Raw genomic sequence first — 18,392 nt, forward strand, 5'->3', positions numbered from 1 at the left:
GGTAACGTTTTCACGACTAGCCTACCATATTCCAGTGTAGCCCTTTAGCAGACATCACCAAATGCAACGAATTCCCACCCATTTTCCTTTCAGTGGTTACTAATTAGCAGACGGTAGGCCCCGTCGTGTATGGTGAAAGAAGTGGTAAGGCAATTTTATTCACCCACCCACAGGAGTTACCATCATGCAAAAGGATCCCAAGAAGGGCTATATCGCCCTACTAGGCTGGAGCCTCAATGCGATAGAAGCGGCGGAGAATTTTGACCGACGCTACATAGTGGTTGCACCAGATTGGGCCGAAGAGTATTGCCAAAAGCACGATATTCCTTATGTTCCCTGGAATTTTGAGCGTCTCAATGACCGTTCGATCGAAATTGCCGAAACGCTGAAAGAAAAAGGCGTTGACGTCGCTATTCCGCTATTTGAAGAAACGGTGGAGTGGGCAGGCGCAATTAACTCCGTGCTGCTGGACAACCCACGCCTTTATGGCCAGTCGCTACTGCTGCGCGACAAAGCGCTCATGAAACGCCGCGCCCAATTAGGCGGTATTCGCGTGGGTATTTTTGAAGAGGCCCACGATAAAGAAGACGTTATCCGCTTTTTGAAGCGCGTCAACCAGACCCTGCTTAAGCTGGATGGCGACCCCAACGACCCAATTCACCTGAAAGCCTTTGATAAGGCAGGCTGCCTTGGCCACCGGGTCATTCGCACCCCGGACGAAGTCGATATGATTCCCGATGAGGAGTTTCCGGTGCTGATGGAATCGCACCTGGACGGCTGGGAATTCGCGGTGGAAGCCTGGATACACAATGGCAAAATCGCCTTCCTGAATATTTCTGAGTATGTCACCCTCGGTTATTCAGTATTTGTGCCTGCGTCACCAGAACTTGAGAAGTATCGCGAGCAGATCACTGCGCAAATCGAAAAGCTGATCAAAGCGTTTGATATTGAGTTTGGCCTGATTCACCCTGAGTACTTCGTCACCAGCGATGGCGAGATGTACTTTGGTGAAGTCGCCTACCGACCACCGGGCTTCAAGGTTTTTGAGCTGTTGGAACGTGTTTACGGCTTTAACGCTTACCAAGCGTCCATGCTGGTCTTTGATCCTAAAAGTACCCAAGAAGAGGTGGCGGCGTTCTTCCCCAAAGAAATTGTTGATGCTGACGGCTTCGCTGGCTGCTTTGGCGTGTACCCGCGTCGTCGCGTCGTCAGCCGCCTGGAAATCCCCGAAGAGACTGAAGATCACCCATACTTTGAGTCTCATGAGCTGACGCCACCGGCTGAAGAGACGGTCACGAAGCGCACCGCCTTTGGTACTCACTGGGGCTTGATTTACTTTAAAGGTGAGGATGCACACACCATCCGCGACCTACTCAAACGCCAAGAAGATCTCGACTTCTATGTATAATCCCCGCTACGGCAAGGATAAGGAATCTATGTGACGACCAATCAAGAGGCATCTTCTTCTGAAGATGGCAAGCTCAACGGATTGCTGAGTAAATTTGATGATGCGGTGCGCCTGCTTTCTCAGGCGCCAGCATTTTCTAAACCGGCAAAGCTGCCCCGCGTACTAGATACCGCGCGCCGAATCTTGATGCAAGATGGCGGCCCTGCTGGCCTTGAAACACGCGCCGCAGATTTTGAATCTGCGGGCGTGTTTGCAGGCTCTGATTGGGACACCCCCCAATACTTGATTCCTACGTTCACAACGTTTTCCCTAAAAAGCGCTGATGCCAATGTCGTGGTAATAGAAGCCTTGAGCGAACTGCGGCTATTGGCCGTTGCCAAGGGTAAGTACCCGCACTCTCTCGTCTCTCAGGAGCATGCTCACCATTACCTGACCCAGGTGATGGCCATTAACCTGTGGCTACTGTTTAATGCGCCAAGTGAGGCCGAACGGGAAACTCAGGGAAAGCTGGCCATTATTCCTCGCCAGCTTTTCCAGCACTTGGCTGAACGCATTGGCTACGAGCACGTCATCGACCAGCTGATCGACGAAATCTGGCGAATTCTCAAGCAGCGCCCGATTCAGGTCGATGCCATCAAGCAGATGATTACCCAAATCGCCCTGTGCCAAGCAAACCCTGAGATTGATCTAGGCGCCAGTGGGCAAGGTGCCGACCGGTTGGTCAGTTCGCTTTTCGGGCCGACCCAAGCCTGCCGCGAAGACCCTGGCATTGAGCTTTATCGTGAGCGACTGGAGCGCATGGACAGTGCGGCACTGCAGGCAGAGTCCACCGGTTTTGCCCGTGCTATGCACGATACTGGTTTGGTTTCGCCCTACCACGCCGTGCTACTGCGCCACCTCCTTGAGGAGGGAGATCATCTGCTGTCGGAAGCACTGGGGCTTTCTGCAACTGGCCGCGACTGCCTGTTGTGCTACCGTGAGCTGGTGCACGCGCTGATTCGCAGTGGCGTTTACCCTGCAACAGCCCAGGCTGTTTATGGCCTAGCACTGCTGCTTGAAAGAGGCATTTTTTATCAGCCACCGGTAGCACCGGCCATGTGGCGCCAGCTTAATCTAAAGCTCTCAGAATGGGCCCAGGCACGGCTGAACGTTGCCTACGGCACTACAGCATCGCCCAAAGCGCGGTTAATAGAAGGTGTGCTTTGTATGTTGGGGCTACCGCTAGGCGTTGGCCAGGGCAATAACCCTACTTGCCAGTCAGCCCGCGCACTTTCCATGTGGGCCTACAATGACCCTGATTATCTACTGCAAATGGTGACCTGGGCGGCGCGAGACGACGAAATCATTATGCATTTCGAAGGTCAACCAATCTCCTCTATGGAGAGCGCTCTGGGCGTTGCCTCTGAGCTTCCCATGGACCTGGATCCTGTTTCGCTGATTGTCGTCCCCCACTTAGATCGTATTTATGCGGAAATGGGCCGTCGCTGCATTGGCCGTGAGGGTGATCCACACCGCTGGGTAAATCCTGAATTTCATGGCTGGTGGTCGGGCCGTGGCTTTAGCATCAATGTGGACGTTGCCACTGGCCAGCTCTGTGATGTTGATAACTTTGTGCGCCACTTCTATGCAAGCTATCACCCTTACTACAACGGCAACCAACCGCTGATTCATCCCCAGCCAGCAGGTATTGCGGTAACTGACAGCGCTGCCCGCTTTATTGGCTGGCACGCTATTACAATTTTGCGGGCCTCATTGGGCCCAACTGATGTAATGCGTGTCTACTTCTACAACCCTAATAACGATAGCGGGCAAAACTGGGGTGATGGCGTTAAGGTAAGCACCTCGGGTAACGGTGAACGCTTTGGCGAGGCATCTCTTCCCTTCGACCAATTCACCTCCCGGCTGTATATTTACCACTACGATCCGCTAGAGCGGGGCGAGCTTGCTGACGTTACGTGCGAAGAGCTTGAGTACGTCAAAGGCTATCTGCATCGTAGCTGGGGAGCAGCCCGTCTACCGCCGACGGACCTTCAGGCCGACGAAGGCCCCCTGGTGCCGCCAGAAGACCTCTTATAGCCGCGTAAAGTGACCTTATAAACCCCATGATTAGACTTGATCAACTGCTGGTCAGCCAAGGGCTGGCCAACTCACGTACCCGTGCCCAGCGACTTATTCGTAATGGGCGCGTTTATCACACGGATGGCCGTACGCTCACCAAACCTTCGGAGAAGTGGCCCTTAGATACTGCTTTACGTATTGAGGATGATCCTGAGGAGCGCTATGCCTCCAGAGCGGGGTTGAAACTTGAAGGCGTTCTGAAAGCACTGGAGTTACGCTTAGATGGGCGGGGCGTGCTGGACATTGGCCAATCCACTGGCGGCTTCACTGACTGCGCGTTGCAGTTTGGTGCACAGCATGTAGTCGGCGTGGAGGTTGGTCATGGACAGCTTGCAGAAGCGCTCCGCGACGACCCCCGCGTTACCTGTTTAGAGGGCCTAAATGCCCGTCAAATGAGCCAATCTCCGGCGCTTCAGGAAGCGCTAACCAAGCACCCTATTGACCTTGCCGTCATGGATGTCTCATTTATTTCGCAAACGTTGATTTTACCTGAGATTGCCACTCTGCTCCCCCTACAGGGGCAGCTCCTTTCGCTGGTAAAACCGCAGTTTGAGCTTGAGCCTGGCGCGCTGGATAAACGCGGTGTGGTACGTAATCCCAGCCGCTATGCCGAGGTAGAGCAGAAAATCCGCACCGCTTGTGCGCACTGCGGGCTTAGCATTAGCCACTGGCAAGAAAGCCCGATCACCGGCGGCGACGGTAATCGGGAGTTTTTATTGCTGGCGGTTAAACACTAGCCGGGCCGGATTAGCATTGATGCCATTAACTCAGATTGGCAGGTGGTAGCTTCTTGGCTGACTGCACTTTGACCGATTTTCCGTCGTCAGGGTGCAGCCATACGTCCATTTGCTCAAAGGCAACCCTTACTCCCGCATCACGGAACAGTTCATCCACCCGGCAGTTAACTTCATCGGCGGCAAACAGCCGATCAACCAAGTCGTTAACGAAGATGCGTAGCTCAAAGTTTAGACTGTGCTGCCCATAGCTTAAGCAGAATACCTGGGGTTCCGGGTCCGTTAGTACTCGCTCGTTTTCATCGGCTGCTTGGCGTAATAGTTGGTGCACTAGCGGCAAGTCAGAGCCGTGGGAAACGCCATAGGTGAGCACCACCCGGGTAACGTTATCTGACAGTGACCAGTTAATAAGCTGGTCGGTAACAAAGGTCTTATTGGGAATAATAATCTCTTTGCGGTCGAAGTCGGTCACTGTAGTAGCCCGTATACGTATCCGGCTAACGGTACCGTGAAGATTGCCGAGCGTAATAGTGTCACCAATACGTATAGGGCGCTCAAATAGAATAATCAGACCGGAAATAAAATTAGCAAATATCTCCTGTAAACCAAAGCCTAAACCAACGCTCAGTGCCGCTATCAACCACTGCAACTTATCCCAGGAAACACCAAGTGTGGCCAGAGCCATGACCACCCCAGTACCGACAATCGTGTATGAGAGCAGAGAGCTGATGGCATAAGCACTACCTTGCTTTAATACCAAGCGTGACAGCACCATCACTTCCAACAGCCCTGGCAGGTTTCGAGCCATAATAAATGTTAGTGCGATAACCAGCAGTGCAGCAAAAACATCCGAAATAGACAGTGTATCGCCGACGAGGTCTCCCTCTTCAGCATCCCATAACGACACTTGATCCAAGTAGCCCAGCACCGCCAATAGATCCGACCAAACCAAATACAGCAGCGTGCTGAAGCCAATGAGCAGTATCAGTTTAGAGAGCCGTAGAGACTGGGTGTTGATCTTTTCCATATCCAGCGGCGGCTCATCTACTACTTCCAGCCCGCCTTCGGCGCCCTCTTGCACCTGGGCATGACGCCTAGCCAGCGCCCGCCGGTAAGCCAGCCTACGCGCAGCTACCGCAAGGCTGCGCACAACGGTGGCTTCAACCACCACCCACAGCCCTAACAAGTAAAGAGTGATGGCAAAACGCCCTATTAAGCGCAAAGCGGTGTATTCATAACCCCATGCAACCAAGCCTAGTAGGATTAGCGGCACTGCCGCCATTGCAAGCCCCAGCATCAAGCGAAATAGTCTGACGCCAAAGAATGGCACGTGGGATAAAATCAATTGCGCCAACCACCAGCTCATCGCTAATAAACCTGCTGCCAGCACTCCTATCGCGACTGGCCGCAGTGCTAAGGGGGTTTCCATCTGCCCAGACATCGCTGCAATCGCCACCACCGGCGCTAACGCTACACCTAGCCCCCCCAGTAGCTTACGCAGCCGTGCGTTATAGGCTGGCGACCAGGTAAAGTGCCGCTCTGCAACACCATCGGGCACCAGCAAACGACGCCCGAGAGCCACCACTCCCCAGCTTAGGCCCAGTTGTAACAGGGCTGGCGCTACGCTGTGTGCCAGCGCACCCTCTGCCGCCTGAAATCCAACGCCCATACCCGCCAAGGCAAGTGGTCCTGGAATAGCCAGGAGGGCATTTAATAGCACGGCTTTTGGAGTGTGCAGTTGGGTATCACTTTTCAATCGCCCAATTTGCGAGTGAATCAGCGCTAGGCGCGCCTTAATGCGCCGACGCAGCCCAACCAGCAAAAAGCTCATTAACAGCAACGGCGCACCCACTAGCATTTGCCACGAAAACCCTTGCCAGTGAGCAGGCAAAATGGCACGCCACTCCCCTTCACGCCACTCTAGCCGAAGGTTTTGGGGCAATTGACGAAACCAGTTCATGTCCAGCGGGCGACTGTTGGCGACCCAAAACAGATGTTCATCGATGGTGGCGCGCAAGCTACGCGTGGTCGTTAGTAGCTGTTGCTGATTAAGCTGTAGCTCAATTGCCGCACTGAGCAAACTACCGTAGGACTGCTCAAGCTGCTCTACCAGCTCACGGCGAGACTGGTAAAGCCGTGTGAGAGAGTCCAACAAGCCAGGAGTGACTTCTAATCCCGCCTCTTGCAACCGCTGGCTGGCTAGGCGCTCGCCTTGGCGAAGTTGGTCACGCTGACGGACCAAATCAAACTGCTTTAAACGTAGGTCTGCAATTTCGTCCTGCAAATCGCGGCGAGGAGCAATAGAAGGAAGTGACTGACGCTGCTCACGTAAGATGCGCGACAAAAGCTGGCTGCCACGAATTGCCTCTAGCTGTTCATTGAGACTACGCTGTAGCTGGCGCACTTGCTCCAGCTGGCGTTGTGCTTCGATATTTTCCCGTACGATACCATTGGCACGGTCTGTGGCACGCAGTAACTCTAGACTTAGCTCTTGGTTAACTTGCTGGGCACGCAGCACCACCGGATGCCCTTCGGCAATAAGTGGGTCGTCTCTGGCGGCATCGGCAATGGCCTGCTCTGACTGCAGGCGCCGCTGACGATCAATGACCCCTTGAAGTAAGTTGAGTTGCTGCTCTAAATGGTCAATTTGCAGCGACAATAAGTCACGCCGCTGCTGAGCTAGCTCACGTAACCGGCTGTTAGCGCCCAACTCACGTTGATTCAAGCTTACTTCACGCTCAGCCAGCGCCCGCTCAAGGCGCAGCTGGATCAGTCGTATGTCGTTTTGCGCAGTAAGTTGCCGTCCTTCCAGCAATGCTTCCCGCTCGTCGTGGTCACGACGCAGGCTTTCAGCGCGCTGCAGTGCATCGGAAATAGCTTGCTGGGCACGCTCGGGTAGCGTCTGGGCAGCAAGTAGCTGGGAGTTAACATCCGCTAACTGGCTCTGTAACTGCTGAAGCTCTACCACGGCTCCCGCTTGCTGGGATTCCAGCGCCTCCAATGGCATATCGCTTAAATCATCGACTGAGCGCTGCTGGCTCGCTTCCTCTGCCTCATTCTGCTCACGCTCTAAGCGCAGTAATAGCTCAGGCGCTTGGGCAATACGCTGCTCCAGCGCGCTTAAGCGCTCATCAACGGCAACCAATCGATCGTAGGCATGCAGCGCCGCCTCCAAGGCCTCCATGTCACGTCTCTGTTGTGCGCTTAGCTCACCTTCTTGTGTTTCAAGCTCGGCTAAGCGAACGGACAATTGCTCCTTGGTCGGCACGCCATCGAGGGAATCAGCACCTACCGCAGTGACGCTGCTCCCGATAACCAAAGCTAATACCCAAACGATTTTTATGACCACCTTGACTGCGAATCTCACCACGTCTCATAAACCTCATCGGCACGGAAAACCCGCAATTTCGGGAAGAAGCGCCATTGTCAGGCGTTCTCTTCTGCAGCGCAATCTAGAGTAGTTGACTTGTGCCTATAGACTGTATAGTAACGACGCTGATAACTGTTTAATCTTTATTTGCGAGCCACGTTGATGGTCACCCGAAAACTGCTGTTTACAGGATTTATCCTACTCTTAGGCGCACCAACGCTCGCTACTAGCAGCGCACTAGCCGACTCTAGAGAGGAAGTCGAAGCACGTATTCGTGCTTTAAATACCGAGCTTCATCAACTGCACCAGCAGCTGCAGCAAATTGATGAGCCAGAAGATGCGGCATTGGATTTGCCGGTGGAGCTTCTTCCCGAGGAAATGGCGCTTGAAGACCTAAATGAGCGTCGACAACTTGAGCAAGCGTCTTCCCGAAACCCTTTTTCGATAACGACTCACCGCGCTAACTATTTATTCCCTGTGAGCTATAACACTCACCAAAATGCTGAAAACTTTCGCAATATCACAGAAGATAGCTCTCCGGACAGCGCAGAGGTAAAGTTCCAGTTTAGCGCCAAGTTCAATCTGGCTGAGAATGTCTTTGGCGATATTGGCGATGTTTACTTTGGCTACACCCAGCGTAGCTGGTGGCAAGCTTACAATACCGATGCCTCTTCGCCTTTCAGGGAAACTAACTATGAGCCAGAAATCTTCATCGATTTTGACAACGCATGGCGCGCACTGGGTTGGGTAAATACCCGCAACCGGTTTTCCTTTAACCACCAGTCTAACGGTCGTTCAGACCCGCTGTCCCGTAGCTGGAACCGAGTGTATATGGAAAGCACCTTTCAGCGCGGTGATTGGGCGCTTACCCTGGCCCCCTATTGGCGTGTACCTGAGTCCGACAACAGCGATGACAACCCTGATATTCATCGTTTTATGGGCTATGGCGACATCCGACTAGCTAGACGACTAAGTAATAACCATGAAATTGAAGGCTTAGTCCGCGGAAACCCTAGCGCTGGCAATTACGGCACCCAAATCGACTATAGCTGGCCTGCTTTCAATAGCGTGCGGGCACACCTGCAGTACTACTATGGCTATGGCGAGAGCATGATCGACTACGACAACCGGGTACATCGTGTGAGCATTGGCTTCAGCTTGAACCCTTTATTTAGTGCTACAGGACTGAACCGCTAGAGATAAGAGGTTGTCTACTGAGCGACGGCTGCTATGCTTAGGCTGAAGCCGTATTTATTCACTCGTCAAAGGAAGACATCATGGCTAAACGTAACACTGACTCCTCCACTCGCGCTGACCAGCTTAAAGAAGATCTACGCCATCTCAGCGAAACTGTTGAAGAGCTAGTCAACGCTACTTCAAAAGACGCAAGCGGTGAAATGCGCGATTTACGCGAGCGTGCTGAGCGTCGTTTAAAAGATACCCGCTCACGGTTAGAGGCAAAAGGCGAGCGTCTTTATGACGAAACACGCGAGACCCTCTCTAACCAAGTTGATTGCTGCGACCGTTACGTGCATGAAAACCCCTGGACAAGCATCGGTATCGGTGCAGCCGCTGGCTTGATCGTTGGTATGCTGATCGGTCGTCGCTAATGGCTTTGGGGCCAACCCAACGCGTATTCTCTGCCGCCAAACGCTTACTAAAGTCACTGATTGCTAATGGTGAAACCCGCCTGCGTTTGGCGGTTTTAGAGCTAGAAGAGGAACGCGCACGTCTACTGACCCTAATACTTTTAGCGGGCGCTAGCCTACTGCTTCTTCTATTGGGCATCGCTACGTTAACAGCATTGGTGGTCGTGCTTTTTTGGGATACTTATCGTCTCACCGCTATCGCTGTAAGTGCGTTTGTTCTGATTGCGATGAGTTTCTTGCTTGCTTTTGTTGCGCTACGCCAAGCTAAACGTCATACACTGCTAAAGGAGACGTTAAAACAGCTGGCTGCCGACCGTGCGTTACTGGAGACAAATGACGATGACATCTCCCAAAGTCGCCGCTAAACCGCTAACACGCGCAGAACGCAAAGCTGCTCTATTAGCTGATTTAGAGCAGCAACGCGTTGATATCTTAGTGAATAGCGATCACCTGCTACGCGCATCGGCCCCCTTAGATCGACATTGGCGTAGCCTAAAAATCCCTCTATATGTTATCGGCGGCGTCGCTGCTTTTAGGTTAATACGCCATCCTGGTGGTGCAATGGCAGCAGGGCGTAAAGCGCTAGCAGGCTATATGCTATTTCGTAAGTTTAAGCTGTTAGCTAGAGTGACTTCTTAGCAAACGTTAGCTCATTAGCAGAAGCCAGCTCACTGGCAAAAGCAACCTCTTGGCAGTAGCTACCCGACAACAGCACGCCAGCCGCCTTCTTAAGCCGCATCAACGGTTTGCCATCACCGGTGCGGCTAACAGGATTCTCCACAGGCAACACCACTCGCCCACGCCCACTGGAAGTTGTACCCTCCCAACTCACCGGTCACATCAAGCACCTCTCCAATAAAGCGTAGCTGTGGCAGGCTTTTCACTTCAAACGTTTTTGAAGAAACGGCGTCTGTACTAACTCCTCCCATCGTTACTTCAGCCGTCCTCCACCCTTCTGTACCCGCTGGTTTTAGCTGCCATTGATTCAGCCGTGCTGCCCAGCTATCCAACGCATCATTGCTATAGTGTGCCAAGGGCCGAGTCAGGTCACTGTCAGTCCCCCACTCAAGTAGCGCCTGTGTGAAACGTTTAGGAAAGCGTTCACCAAGCCAAGTAGACAACTGACGCTTAGGGGTACTGTTACGTGCCTCGCGTAGCGAAGCGGCTGCATTTTCATCCGGCAGTAAGTCAATTTCAATTGAGTTACCCGGCTTCCAAACGCTGGATATTTGCAACATTGCAGGCCCGGAGAGCCCCCGGTGGGTGAACAGCATCGGTTCGACAAACCGACGCCCGTTACAGCTAACGGCTGAGGGCAGACTGATTCCTGAAAGCTCGGCGGCCCGCTCTTTCCAAGTATCGCTGAGCGTAAACGGCACTAAGCCAGGGCGAGTAGGCAGCACCTCCAAACCAAACTGGCGGGCAAGCTCATAGCCAAACCCCGTTGCCCCCATCGTCGGAATTGAGAGTCCACCCGTCGCGACCACCACCACTCCCGCATCAATACTGCCAACGGAGGTGGCTAAACGCATACTATCGCCCACACGCTCCACAGAAGTAATATGAGTACTTAGCGCTATCTCTACCCCTGCCCACTCACACTCTGTTAGCAGCACACGTAAAATTTCTTTAGCAGAAGTCGCACAAAATAACTGGCCAGGGGCTTTCTCTACGTACTCAACGCCATGGCGCTCCACCAGCGAAACAAAATGCTCCGGTCGATAACGCTTTAGCGCTGAAATACAAAAATACGGATTTTCAGAGTAAAAGTGCTGAGGTGTAGTGCCAAGGTTGGTAAAGTTGCAGCGTCCACCGCCCGACATCAGAATTTTTTTGCCTGCTTTTTTGGCATGATCGAGCACCAGAACACGCCGTCCTGCGTAGCCCGCTTGAGCTGCACACATTAAGCCTGCAGCACCGGCGCCGATTACTACGACGTCATAAACCATGAAAGAGGCTCCCAGCATTTAAAGCCGCGCATTTTAACAGGTATAAGGGGGATAGCTTGCTGTACTTCAAAACTAGTGCGTATAATTTATGTATAAATTTATTCTCAAGCAGTTAGTCACTGTCGAAGCCAAACGCAATAGACCTCCTGTTTAGGCACTTTTTTAGGTACTTTTTTTAAGTACTTTTTTAATCCCCTGAGACGCCCATGCACGTTAATAGATGTACTGCACTGTTTGTTCTGGTGACGCTGCTCTGCCCCTTGCCTGTACTCGCACAGTCACCTCCCACGGTGATTGGCAGCTATGTCCAATCCACGACCTGGTCAGACCCACTGGAAGCGCTAGGTACGCTCAGCGCAGATGAGAGCGTTACGCTATCTGCTACCGTCACGGAGACAGTTGCTGAAATCAACTTTCAAGATGGTCAGCAAGTTGAGCGAGGTCATCTGCTTATCCGGTTAGAAGACGCAGAAGAGCAGGCACAGCTTAGAGCAGCCCAGGCGCTGCGTGATGAACGGCGCAATGCATCAGGACGAGCCGATCAGTTACAGCAGCGTAATTTAGCCGCTCGTGCCGATGTCGAAGACGCTCAGGCACGGCTTCGCCAAGCAGACGCCGATGTGCAAGCGCTGGAAGCGCGACTTGCTAACTATAGAATACAAGCGCCTTTCAGTGGACGCGTTGGTTTTCGCAATATCAGTGTCGGTGCGCTCGTTACCCCAGGCATGGAATTAGTAACTCTCGATAAACTAAACGTCATGAAGCTTGATTTCAGTGTTCCAGAGGTTTTTCTGGGGCGCTTGTCACCAGGACTAGCATTAAGCGCTAAAACTGCGGCCTTTCCTGATGAGATTTTTAGTGGTCAGATCGCCAGCATCGGAACTCGTATTGACCCTATCTCGCGCAGCGTGAGCGTACGCGCAGAGCTTGATAACCCAGGATTGCGCCTGCGCCCTGGTATGCTGATGGAAGTGATTGTCCAGCAGCGGGTACGCAATGCATTAGTACTTCCCGAGTCGGCCCTTGAGCCCAGCGGTGATCGCCACTATGTAATGCTGATTCACCAACACGATGGCGCTACGCGCCTTGAGCAACGAGAAGTGAGCATTGGCGAACGGCGCCATGGCGAAGTGGAGATCATTGAAGGCATTGCCCCAGAAGACCTCGTGGTAGTGCATGGCCTTCAATTAGCCCGAGATGGCCAAGAAGTGCGCCTGTTAGGGGTTGTCGATGATGACACGAGCATTCGCGCGCTGTTAGAGGCTGATCGCTAATGCGCTTATCAGATATTTCGGTTCAGCGCCCAGTGCTTGCAATGGTGATCGCTGCGCTTATCGTTGCTTTTGGGTTACTGGCGCTCAATCGACTGCCACTACAAGAGTACCCTAGCGTTGACCCACCCATCGTAAGCATAGACACCCGCTATCCAGGCGCGTCTGCAAGCGTTGTGGAAACCCGTATTACCCAAGTGCTTGAAGACCGTATCGCGGGTGTAGAGGGGATTGAGCTGATCACTTCCCAAAGTGAGGATGGTCGCTCACGCATTGAGATCGAATTCGCGCTCACCCGAGATATTGATGCGGCAGCTAACGATGTGCGCGACCGCATAGCCGGGGCTCTGCGCAACTTACCCGATGATGCCGATAACCCTGAAGTCACCAAAGCCGACAGTAGTGAAACGATTGTGATATGGCTAAGCCTTTCCGGGGAAAATTATTCCATTACCGAATTGACTGACTATGCCAATCGCTTTTTAGTCGACAGCCTCTCTGTGCAACCAGGGGTTGCGCGGGTACGGGTGGGCGGTGGCCGAGATTATGCGATGCGGGTCTGGCTAGACCGCAATGCCCTCGCTGCTCGCGGGCTAACCGTCAGTGATATTGAGAGTGCGCTACGCGCTGAAAACGTCGAGCTACCGGCAGGCTCTATTGAGTCCATGGACCGTCAGTTTATTGTTCGTTTGCCACGTAGCTTTGCCACCGCTGATGACTTTAAGCGCTTAGCCCTAAACCAAGGGGATGACGGCTATTTAGTGCGCTTAGCCGATGTAGCCAGAGTGGAAGTTGGCTCGGTGGAGGACCGTTCAGTGTTCCGCGCTAACGGTGTGCCTATGGTGGGCCTGGGCATGATTATGCAGTCTACTGCGAACATCATAGAGCTATCGGAAGCAGTACAACAGGAGATGGTGAGGCTACAGGGTACGCTACCTGAAGGGATGTCGCTTAATCTAAACTTTGATGCCTCGGTATTTGTCTCGGGTGCTATTCAGCAAGTGGTCATGACGCTATTTATCGCCATGGGACTTGTCGTCGTGGTGATATTCATCTTTCTGGGTAACTTGCGAACAACCCTGGTGCCCGCGGTAACGGTTCCCATTGCCGTAATTGGTGCCTTCACCGCGCTGGCGGCGATGAACTTTTCGATCAATTTGCTAACACTTCTGGCACTAGTGCTAGCGATTGGCTTAATTGTCGATGATGCCATTGTAGTGCTTGAAAACATTAACCGTCGCATGCATGACTATGGCGAAACACCACTGGTAGCCGCATTCCGCGGTACGCGTCAAATCGCCTTTGCTGTCATTGCCACTACCTTGGTGCTGGTGGCGGTGTTTGTACCATTAAGTATGCTGCAAGGCGACATCGGCCGGCTATTCTCCGAATTCGCCCTCACCATGGCAGCGGCGGTGGTAATCTCAACGCTATTAGCGCTCACCTTAACGCCCATGATGGCGTCTAAAATCTTAAAGCCCGGCATGCACGATAGTCGCATTGGCCAAGGCGTACAGTGGCTGTTAAGCGGCACTCAACGCCGCTATCAGCGCGCATTAGAGATAGTACTGCGACTTAAATGGTTGGTCGTTGGACTCTTTGCTTTGCTAATTGCAGCAACGGCGTGGCTCGCATCTGAATTGCCCAACGAGTACACCCCTCAAGAGGATCGCGGTAACTTTATCATTCTGGTGAATGGCCCTGAAGGGGCAACATTTGACTACATGATGGACTACATGGATGAAATTGAAGCTCGATTAACGCCCTTCGTTGAAGACGGTGAGCTTGAGCGCATTGTGGTACGTGCGCCAAGGGGATTTGGTAATATAGAAAACTTCAATAGCGGTTTTATTATCGTCAATATGGCGGACTGGGGAAGCCGTCGCAGCGCCTGGGAAATTATGGCCGACGTTCGTAAAACGCTGAACTCGTTACCGGGTGTGCAAGCATTTCCGGTAATGCGTCAGGGCTTTGGCCAACGCACCCAAAAACCCGTGCAATTTGTTCTTGGCGGTGGCACTTATGAACAGCTAGCCCGCTGGCGAGATACTCTGGTTAACCATGTTCAGCAAGATAACCCTCGCCTAACTGCGCTGGAAAGCAACTACAACGAAACCCAGCCCCAGTTACGTGTAGATATTAACTATGAACGCGCAGCCGCTCTGGGAGTTACCGTCACGGAAATCGGCCGTACACTTGAAGTACTGCTGGGGGGACGCAATGTCACTCGTTATGTGGATGATGGTGAGGAGTATGATGTCATTTTAGAGGGCGACAGAGGCCGTCAAAACAGCCCGCGGGCACTGGATAATATCCAGGTGCGTTCGGCACGCTCAGGGGAGCTGATCCCACTCTCAAGCCTGGTCACCCTTTCCGACTTTGCAGGCGCCAGCACGCTTAACCGTTTTGATCGGGTACGGGCGATTACGATTGAGGCAAACTTAGCGGATGGCTACCCATTGGGTGAAGCGCTCGCTTATCTTCAGCAAACCGCTGACGATATCCTGCCAGAGGAAGCCCAAACCAACGTGGCGGGGCCATCGCGGGACTTTCAACAGGCCAGTGGCGCCACAACCTTCTTGCTGGTACTTGGTGCAGTGGTTGTCTTCCTGGTGCTTGCTGCGCAGTTTGAAAGCTTGATCCACCCCTTTGTTATCATGCTTACCGTACCTTTAGCCATGAGTGGCGCCCTGCTCGCCCTGCTATTAACCGGGCAGTCGCTTAACATCTATAGCCAAGTGGGGCTGGTTCTTTTGATTGGTCTTGCCGCTAAAAATGGCATCTTGATTGTTGAGTTTGCTAACCAGCTACGTGATGAGGGCCAGGCATTTCGCTCTGCTCTTATCGAAGCGTCAGTGACACGGCTACGTCCAATCCTGATGACCGCGGTGACCACTATGGCTGGCGCGATCCCGCTGATTGTTTCAAGCGGCCCCGGCTCAGAGTCTCGCTTGGTGATCGGTACGGTGATTATGGCGGGTGTCGGAGCAGCCACAGTTTTCACCCTGTTTGTGGTGCCAGTAGCCTACGATCTGCTTGCTCGCCATACAGGCTCGCCGGGAGCGGTGAAACGCAGGCTTGAAGATGAGATTGCAGATGCCCCAACAGCGCCTCACGAGCCACTTGAAGCACAGGAGCGCTAACCCCGGCAGTAGATCTCCCTAAAGAAGACTAAGGGACCTTGAAAGACTAAGGGACCTCAAAAAACTAAGGGCGCCCCATATTTAGGAGGCGCCCTTAGTTTTACTACGGCGTTGACTTAGGAGTGACCGTTAAGAACGAGCTTGTTGGCAACTCGATACAGCGAAGCAGCCTCAGCGCAGCTCTTATTGGCAATTGCCAATGCGCTCGCCTTCAATCACAGTATTCATCGTCAATTCACCCATGGGGGATTGGGTAAAGATATCGACGCTGCCTTCGATTTTTTCGCCCATAAAACGCATCTCGCCATCAATGGTCGCTTCACCACCTTCAGCGCGGCATACCATGCTGTAGGAGAGACCATCGGCATTCATATCCTGGTTGAGCAGCTCGCAGCCCTCTTCCTCTTCAATAAAACCAAACTCAGCACCATCTAGCTCTTCTTGGGTAATACACTGGCGCTCGGTTTCGGTTTGGTCTGGGATCTGCATATCGCCACTCATGCTGGTCACGCTGACGAACTCCCACTCGCCAGGCGTTACGTTAGGTGTGTCTGCCAGGGCGACCATCGGGAAAGCCAAAAAGGCTGCTACTGCCATGTTACGTATCATCATCGTCATTCTCACTGCGTTGCTTTAGAAACCCGTCAATATCCTACCTGATTCGGCAAAGCGATGCCCACTGAGAAGAGGCACTGCTACACTCACCATAGAGTATTTATTAAAGGAAAGCCTGTATGCAAGATGATGCTTTGGTTAACCACGCGTTTCACTGCCCGTACTGCGACACAGCGCTTACCTTTGTCATCGATACCTCCCAGGGAAGCCACGACACCTGGGAGGATTGCCATCAATGCTGCGCACCTATCCAACTGCAGGTGATTATTTCGCCGATAACGGGTGAGCTAGAGAGCGTGCTAACCGGCCGTGACGATGATGTGCTTTAAGCTAAGCACTGTGCCAACCAAGTGCAATTCAACTGGCAATGTGAACTAGGCGTTATCGGCCTGCTTTAATAGCGTTAAGCGTTTAGCCTCGCTGCGGCGCATAAAGTACCACGCTAATAAGGTGACTAATGAAACCGTCAATATAATCAGCGTCGCCAGGGCGTTGATCTTCGGCGAGACCCCCATACGTACCGATGAAAACACCACCATCGGTAGCGTGTTTGCCCCTGGGCCAGAGACAAAACTGGCAATGACCAGATCATCTAGCGATAGAGTAAACGCCAGTAGCCACCCTGCCGCCAAGGCGGGCGAAATGACCGGTAGTGTTACAAAGAAAAATGTTTTCACTGGTGGCGAGCCAAGGTCCATTGCTGCTTCTTCAATCGAGCTGTCAACTTCGCGTAGACGAGCAGCCACTACCACTGCCACATAGGCACTACAAAACGTGGTATGAGCAATCCAGATCGTCACCATTCCTCGGTCAGCGGGCCAGCCAATGAGCTGAGCCATCTGCACAAACAGCAACAGCAAGGAAAGCCCTGTAATAACTTCCGGCATCACCAACGGAGCCGTGACCATACTAGATAGCGCCGTTTTACCGCGAAAGTTGCCATAGCGCGTCATAACAAATGCTGCAACGGTACCTAAACACACGGCCATACTGGCGGAGAAGAAAGCGATTTCAAGACTGGTCCAAACCGCAGCCAATATTTGCTTATCGCGAAATAGCTCCACATACCATTGGGTAGAGAACCCCGCCCAAACGGTGACCAATCGTGAGGCATTGAAGGAGTAAACCACCAACACCACCATCGGTAGATAGAGAAACAGAAGGCCCAGCACCAGCATCACTGTCGTAAAACTGGGACGACGGCGAGCGCTACTCATTTTTCAAGCTCCCGGGATTGGTAACGGTGGAACAACACGATAGGTATTAACAGCAGCAATAGCATTACCATCGCCAGTGCAGAAGCTACCGGCCAGTCGCGATTTAAGAAAAACTCTTCCCAAAGCACTTTACCGATCATCAGTGTATTGGGGCCTCCCAGTAGCTCGGGGATGACAAACTCACCAACAGCGGGAATAAATACCAGCATAGAGCCCGCAACGATTCCTCCCATAGAGAGCGGCAGCGTGACCATTAGAAAGGTATTGAGTTTGCGCGAACCAAGATCAGCAGCAGCCTCTAGTAGAGAGTTATCAAGCCGCGTTAAGTGCGCATAAAGAGGCAGCACCATAAACGGTAGGTAGGCGTACACGATCCCAATAACGACGGCAAATTGGGTATTCATCATGCGCAGCGGTGAGTCAATGACCCCTAACCCCATCAGTAAATTATTGATTAAACCGCTGTTGCTCAAAATCCCCATCCAAGCGTACACACGGATCAAAAATGAGGTCCAGGAAGGCAGCATCACCAGCAATAGCAGGATAAGCTGCCAGCGAACCGGTGCCCGTGCCATGGCGTAAGCCATTGGATAGCCAATTAGCAAACAGACGGCAGTAGAAATAAACGCGGTTTTGATCGATCCCCAGTACGCCGCAACATACAAAGAGTCCGACAGCAAAAAAAGATAGTTTCCCAAATTGAGAAACACCTGCAGCGTTTGGTCAGCGTACTCCACCAAAGGCCCATAGGGCGGAATGGCAATCACTGACTCAGACAAGCTGATTTTGAGCACTAACCCAAAAGGCAGCAGAAAGAACAGCGTTAGCCAGACGAGAGGAAGCGCAATCACCGCACGACGGCCTAATTGTAGGCGTTTCATCAAACCAGCGACACGAGACAGCATCATTTAAGGCGAT

At 52.7% G+C, this 18,392-nt stretch carries 16 protein-coding genes; 10 read left to right on the forward strand and 6 right to left on the reverse strand.

The window, feature by feature from the left end; all coding sequences use genetic code 11:
* Nucleotides 1-184 precede the first annotated feature (184 nt).
* The 3 genes from CPA45_RS12960 to CPA45_RS12970 are packed head-to-tail and all read left to right on the forward strand — an operon-like array spanning nt 185 to nt 4,263.
* A complete protein-coding gene (locus CPA45_RS12960; protein WP_096652027.1) occupies nt 185-1,408 on the forward strand; it encodes a carboxylate--amine ligase in 1,224 nt (407 codons plus the stop codon).
* A 30-nt stretch (nt 1,409-1,438) separates the two neighbouring features.
* On the forward strand, nt 1,439-3,484 hold the full coding sequence (locus CPA45_RS12965; RefSeq protein WP_096652029.1) for a hypothetical protein: 2,046 nt from the start codon (nt 1,439-1,441) through the stop codon (nt 3,482-3,484).
* 26 nt (nt 3,485-3,510) lie between these two features.
* Nucleotides 3,511-4,263, forward strand: coding sequence for a TlyA family RNA methyltransferase (locus tag CPA45_RS12970; RefSeq protein WP_096652030.1), 753 nt, complete (start codon nt 3,511-3,513; stop codon nt 4,261-4,263).
* A 25-nt stretch (nt 4,264-4,288) separates the two neighbouring features.
* Here CPA45_RS12970 and mscK read toward each other — a convergent pair whose 3' ends face one another.
* The gene (gene mscK / locus CPA45_RS12975) at nt 4,289-7,630 is read right to left on the reverse strand and encodes a mechanosensitive channel MscK (RefSeq protein WP_096652032.1); all 3,342 of its coding nucleotides are present in this window, start codon (nt 7,628-7,630) and stop codon (nt 4,289-4,291) included.
* A gap of 162 nt (nt 7,631-7,792) precedes the next feature.
* Between mscK and CPA45_RS12980 the strand changes: the two genes are divergently transcribed.
* From CPA45_RS12980 to CPA45_RS12995, 4 genes are all read left to right on the forward strand, one after another.
* Entirely contained in the window at nt 7,793-8,827 is a 1,035-nt protein-coding gene (locus CPA45_RS12980; protein ID WP_096652034.1) for a phospholipase A, read from the forward strand.
* 80 nt (nt 8,828-8,907) lie between these two features.
* Entirely contained in the window at nt 8,908-9,240 is a 333-nt protein-coding gene (locus tag CPA45_RS12985; protein ID WP_096652036.1) for an ElaB/YgaM/YqjD family protein, read from the forward strand.
* The gene (locus tag CPA45_RS12990; RefSeq protein WP_096652038.1) at nt 9,240-9,644 is read left to right on the forward strand and encodes a phage holin family protein; all 405 of its coding nucleotides are present in this window, start codon (nt 9,240-9,242) and stop codon (nt 9,642-9,644) included. The genes CPA45_RS12985 and CPA45_RS12990 overlap by 1 nt, the downstream gene beginning before the upstream one ends.
* Complete coding sequence (locus tag CPA45_RS12995; RefSeq protein WP_244287603.1) at nt 9,613-9,918, forward strand: YqjK-like family protein; 306 nt, start codon at nt 9,613-9,615, stop codon at nt 9,916-9,918. Before CPA45_RS12990 ends, CPA45_RS12995 begins: the two co-directional genes overlap by 32 nt.
* Here the strand turns inward: CPA45_RS12995 and CPA45_RS22840 are convergent.
* Both CPA45_RS22840 and CPA45_RS13000 read right to left on the reverse strand, forming a co-directional pair.
* Entirely contained in the window at nt 9,902-10,060 is a 159-nt protein-coding gene (locus CPA45_RS22840) for a hypothetical protein (RefSeq protein WP_165771556.1), read from the reverse strand. The genes CPA45_RS12995 and CPA45_RS22840 overlap by 17 nt on opposite strands.
* Nucleotides 10,044-11,228, reverse strand: coding sequence for a BaiN/RdsA family NAD(P)/FAD-dependent oxidoreductase (locus CPA45_RS13000; protein WP_096652042.1), 1,185 nt, complete (start codon nt 11,226-11,228; stop codon nt 10,044-10,046). The genes CPA45_RS22840 and CPA45_RS13000 overlap by 17 nt, the downstream gene beginning before the upstream one ends.
* A 206-nt stretch (nt 11,229-11,434) precedes the next feature.
* Here CPA45_RS13000 and CPA45_RS13005 point away from each other — a divergent pair, with 206 nt between their 5' ends.
* Nucleotides 11,435-12,502, forward strand: a complete 1,068-nt coding sequence (locus CPA45_RS13005; RefSeq protein ID WP_096652044.1) for an efflux RND transporter periplasmic adaptor subunit — start codon at nt 11,435-11,437, stop codon at nt 12,500-12,502.
* Entirely contained in the window at nt 12,502-15,642 is a 3,141-nt protein-coding gene (locus CPA45_RS13010; protein WP_096652046.1) for an efflux RND transporter permease subunit, read from the forward strand. Before CPA45_RS13005 ends, CPA45_RS13010 begins: the two co-directional genes overlap by 1 nt.
* A gap of 183 nt (nt 15,643-15,825) precedes the next feature.
* Here the strand turns inward: CPA45_RS13010 and CPA45_RS13015 are convergent, their stop codons facing one another.
* Nucleotides 15,826-16,254 (reverse strand): DUF3617 domain-containing protein, encoded by a 429-nt coding sequence (locus CPA45_RS13015; RefSeq protein ID WP_078086975.1) that lies wholly within the window; start codon nt 16,252-16,254, stop codon nt 15,826-15,828.
* 122 nt (nt 16,255-16,376) lie between these two features.
* Here CPA45_RS13015 and CPA45_RS13020 point away from each other — a divergent pair, with 122 nt between their 5' ends.
* Entirely contained in the window at nt 16,377-16,586 is a 210-nt protein-coding gene (locus tag CPA45_RS13020; RefSeq protein WP_096652048.1) for a zinc ribbon domain-containing protein, read from the forward strand.
* 45 nt (nt 16,587-16,631) lie between these two features.
* Here the strand turns inward: CPA45_RS13020 and CPA45_RS13025 are convergent, their stop codons facing one another.
* Both CPA45_RS13025 and CPA45_RS13030 read right to left on the reverse strand, forming a co-directional pair.
* Complete coding sequence (locus CPA45_RS13025) at nt 16,632-17,474, reverse strand: ABC transporter permease subunit (RefSeq protein WP_096652050.1); 843 nt, start codon at nt 17,472-17,474, stop codon at nt 16,632-16,634.
* Nucleotides 17,471-18,382, reverse strand: coding sequence for an ABC transporter permease subunit (locus CPA45_RS13030; protein ID WP_096652052.1), 912 nt, complete (start codon nt 18,380-18,382; stop codon nt 17,471-17,473). The genes CPA45_RS13025 and CPA45_RS13030 overlap by 4 nt, the downstream gene beginning before the upstream one ends.
* Nucleotides 18,383-18,392: the final 10 nt, after the last annotated feature.

The organism is Vreelandella nigrificans (genome assembly GCF_002374315.1).
Classification (GTDB): Bacteria; Pseudomonadota; Gammaproteobacteria; order Pseudomonadales; family Halomonadaceae; genus Vreelandella; species Vreelandella nigrificans.

Coding starts and splice junctions, on each gene's coding strand:
- CPA45_RS12960 (WP_096652027.1), top strand. CDS start 185: ATGCAAAAGGATCCCAAGAAGGGCTATATCGCCCTACTAGGCTGGAGC.
- CPA45_RS12970 (WP_096652030.1), top strand. CDS start 3,511: ATGATTAGACTTGATCAACTGCTGGTCAGCCAAGGGCTGGCCAACTCA.
- CPA45_RS12980 (WP_096652034.1), top strand. CDS start 7,793: ATGGTCACCCGAAAACTGCTGTTTACAGGATTTATCCTACTCTTAGGC.
- CPA45_RS12985 (WP_096652036.1), top strand. CDS start 8,908: ATGGCTAAACGTAACACTGACTCCTCCACTCGCGCTGACCAGCTTAAA.
- CPA45_RS12990 (WP_096652038.1), top strand. CDS start 9,240: ATGGCTTTGGGGCCAACCCAACGCGTATTCTCTGCCGCCAAACGCTTA.
- CPA45_RS12995 (WP_244287603.1), top strand. CDS start 9,613: ATGACGATGACATCTCCCAAAGTCGCCGCTAAACCGCTAACACGCGCA.
- CPA45_RS13000 (WP_096652042.1), bottom strand. CDS start 11,228: ATGGTTTATGACGTCGTAGTAATCGGCGCCGGTGCTGCAGGCTTAATG.
- CPA45_RS13005 (WP_096652044.1), top strand. CDS start 11,435: ATGCACGTTAATAGATGTACTGCACTGTTTGTTCTGGTGACGCTGCTC.
- CPA45_RS13010 (WP_096652046.1), top strand. CDS start 12,502: ATGCGCTTATCAGATATTTCGGTTCAGCGCCCAGTGCTTGCAATGGTG.
- CPA45_RS13015 (WP_078086975.1), bottom strand. CDS start 16,254: ATGATGATACGTAACATGGCAGTAGCAGCCTTTTTGGCTTTCCCGATG.
- CPA45_RS13020 (WP_096652048.1), top strand. CDS start 16,377: ATGCAAGATGATGCTTTGGTTAACCACGCGTTTCACTGCCCGTACTGC.
- CPA45_RS13025 (WP_096652050.1), bottom strand. CDS start 17,474: ATGAGTAGCGCTCGCCGTCGTCCCAGTTTTACGACAGTGATGCTGGTG.
- CPA45_RS13030 (WP_096652052.1), bottom strand. CDS start 18,382: ATGATGCTGTCTCGTGTCGCTGGTTTGATGAAACGCCTACAATTAGGC.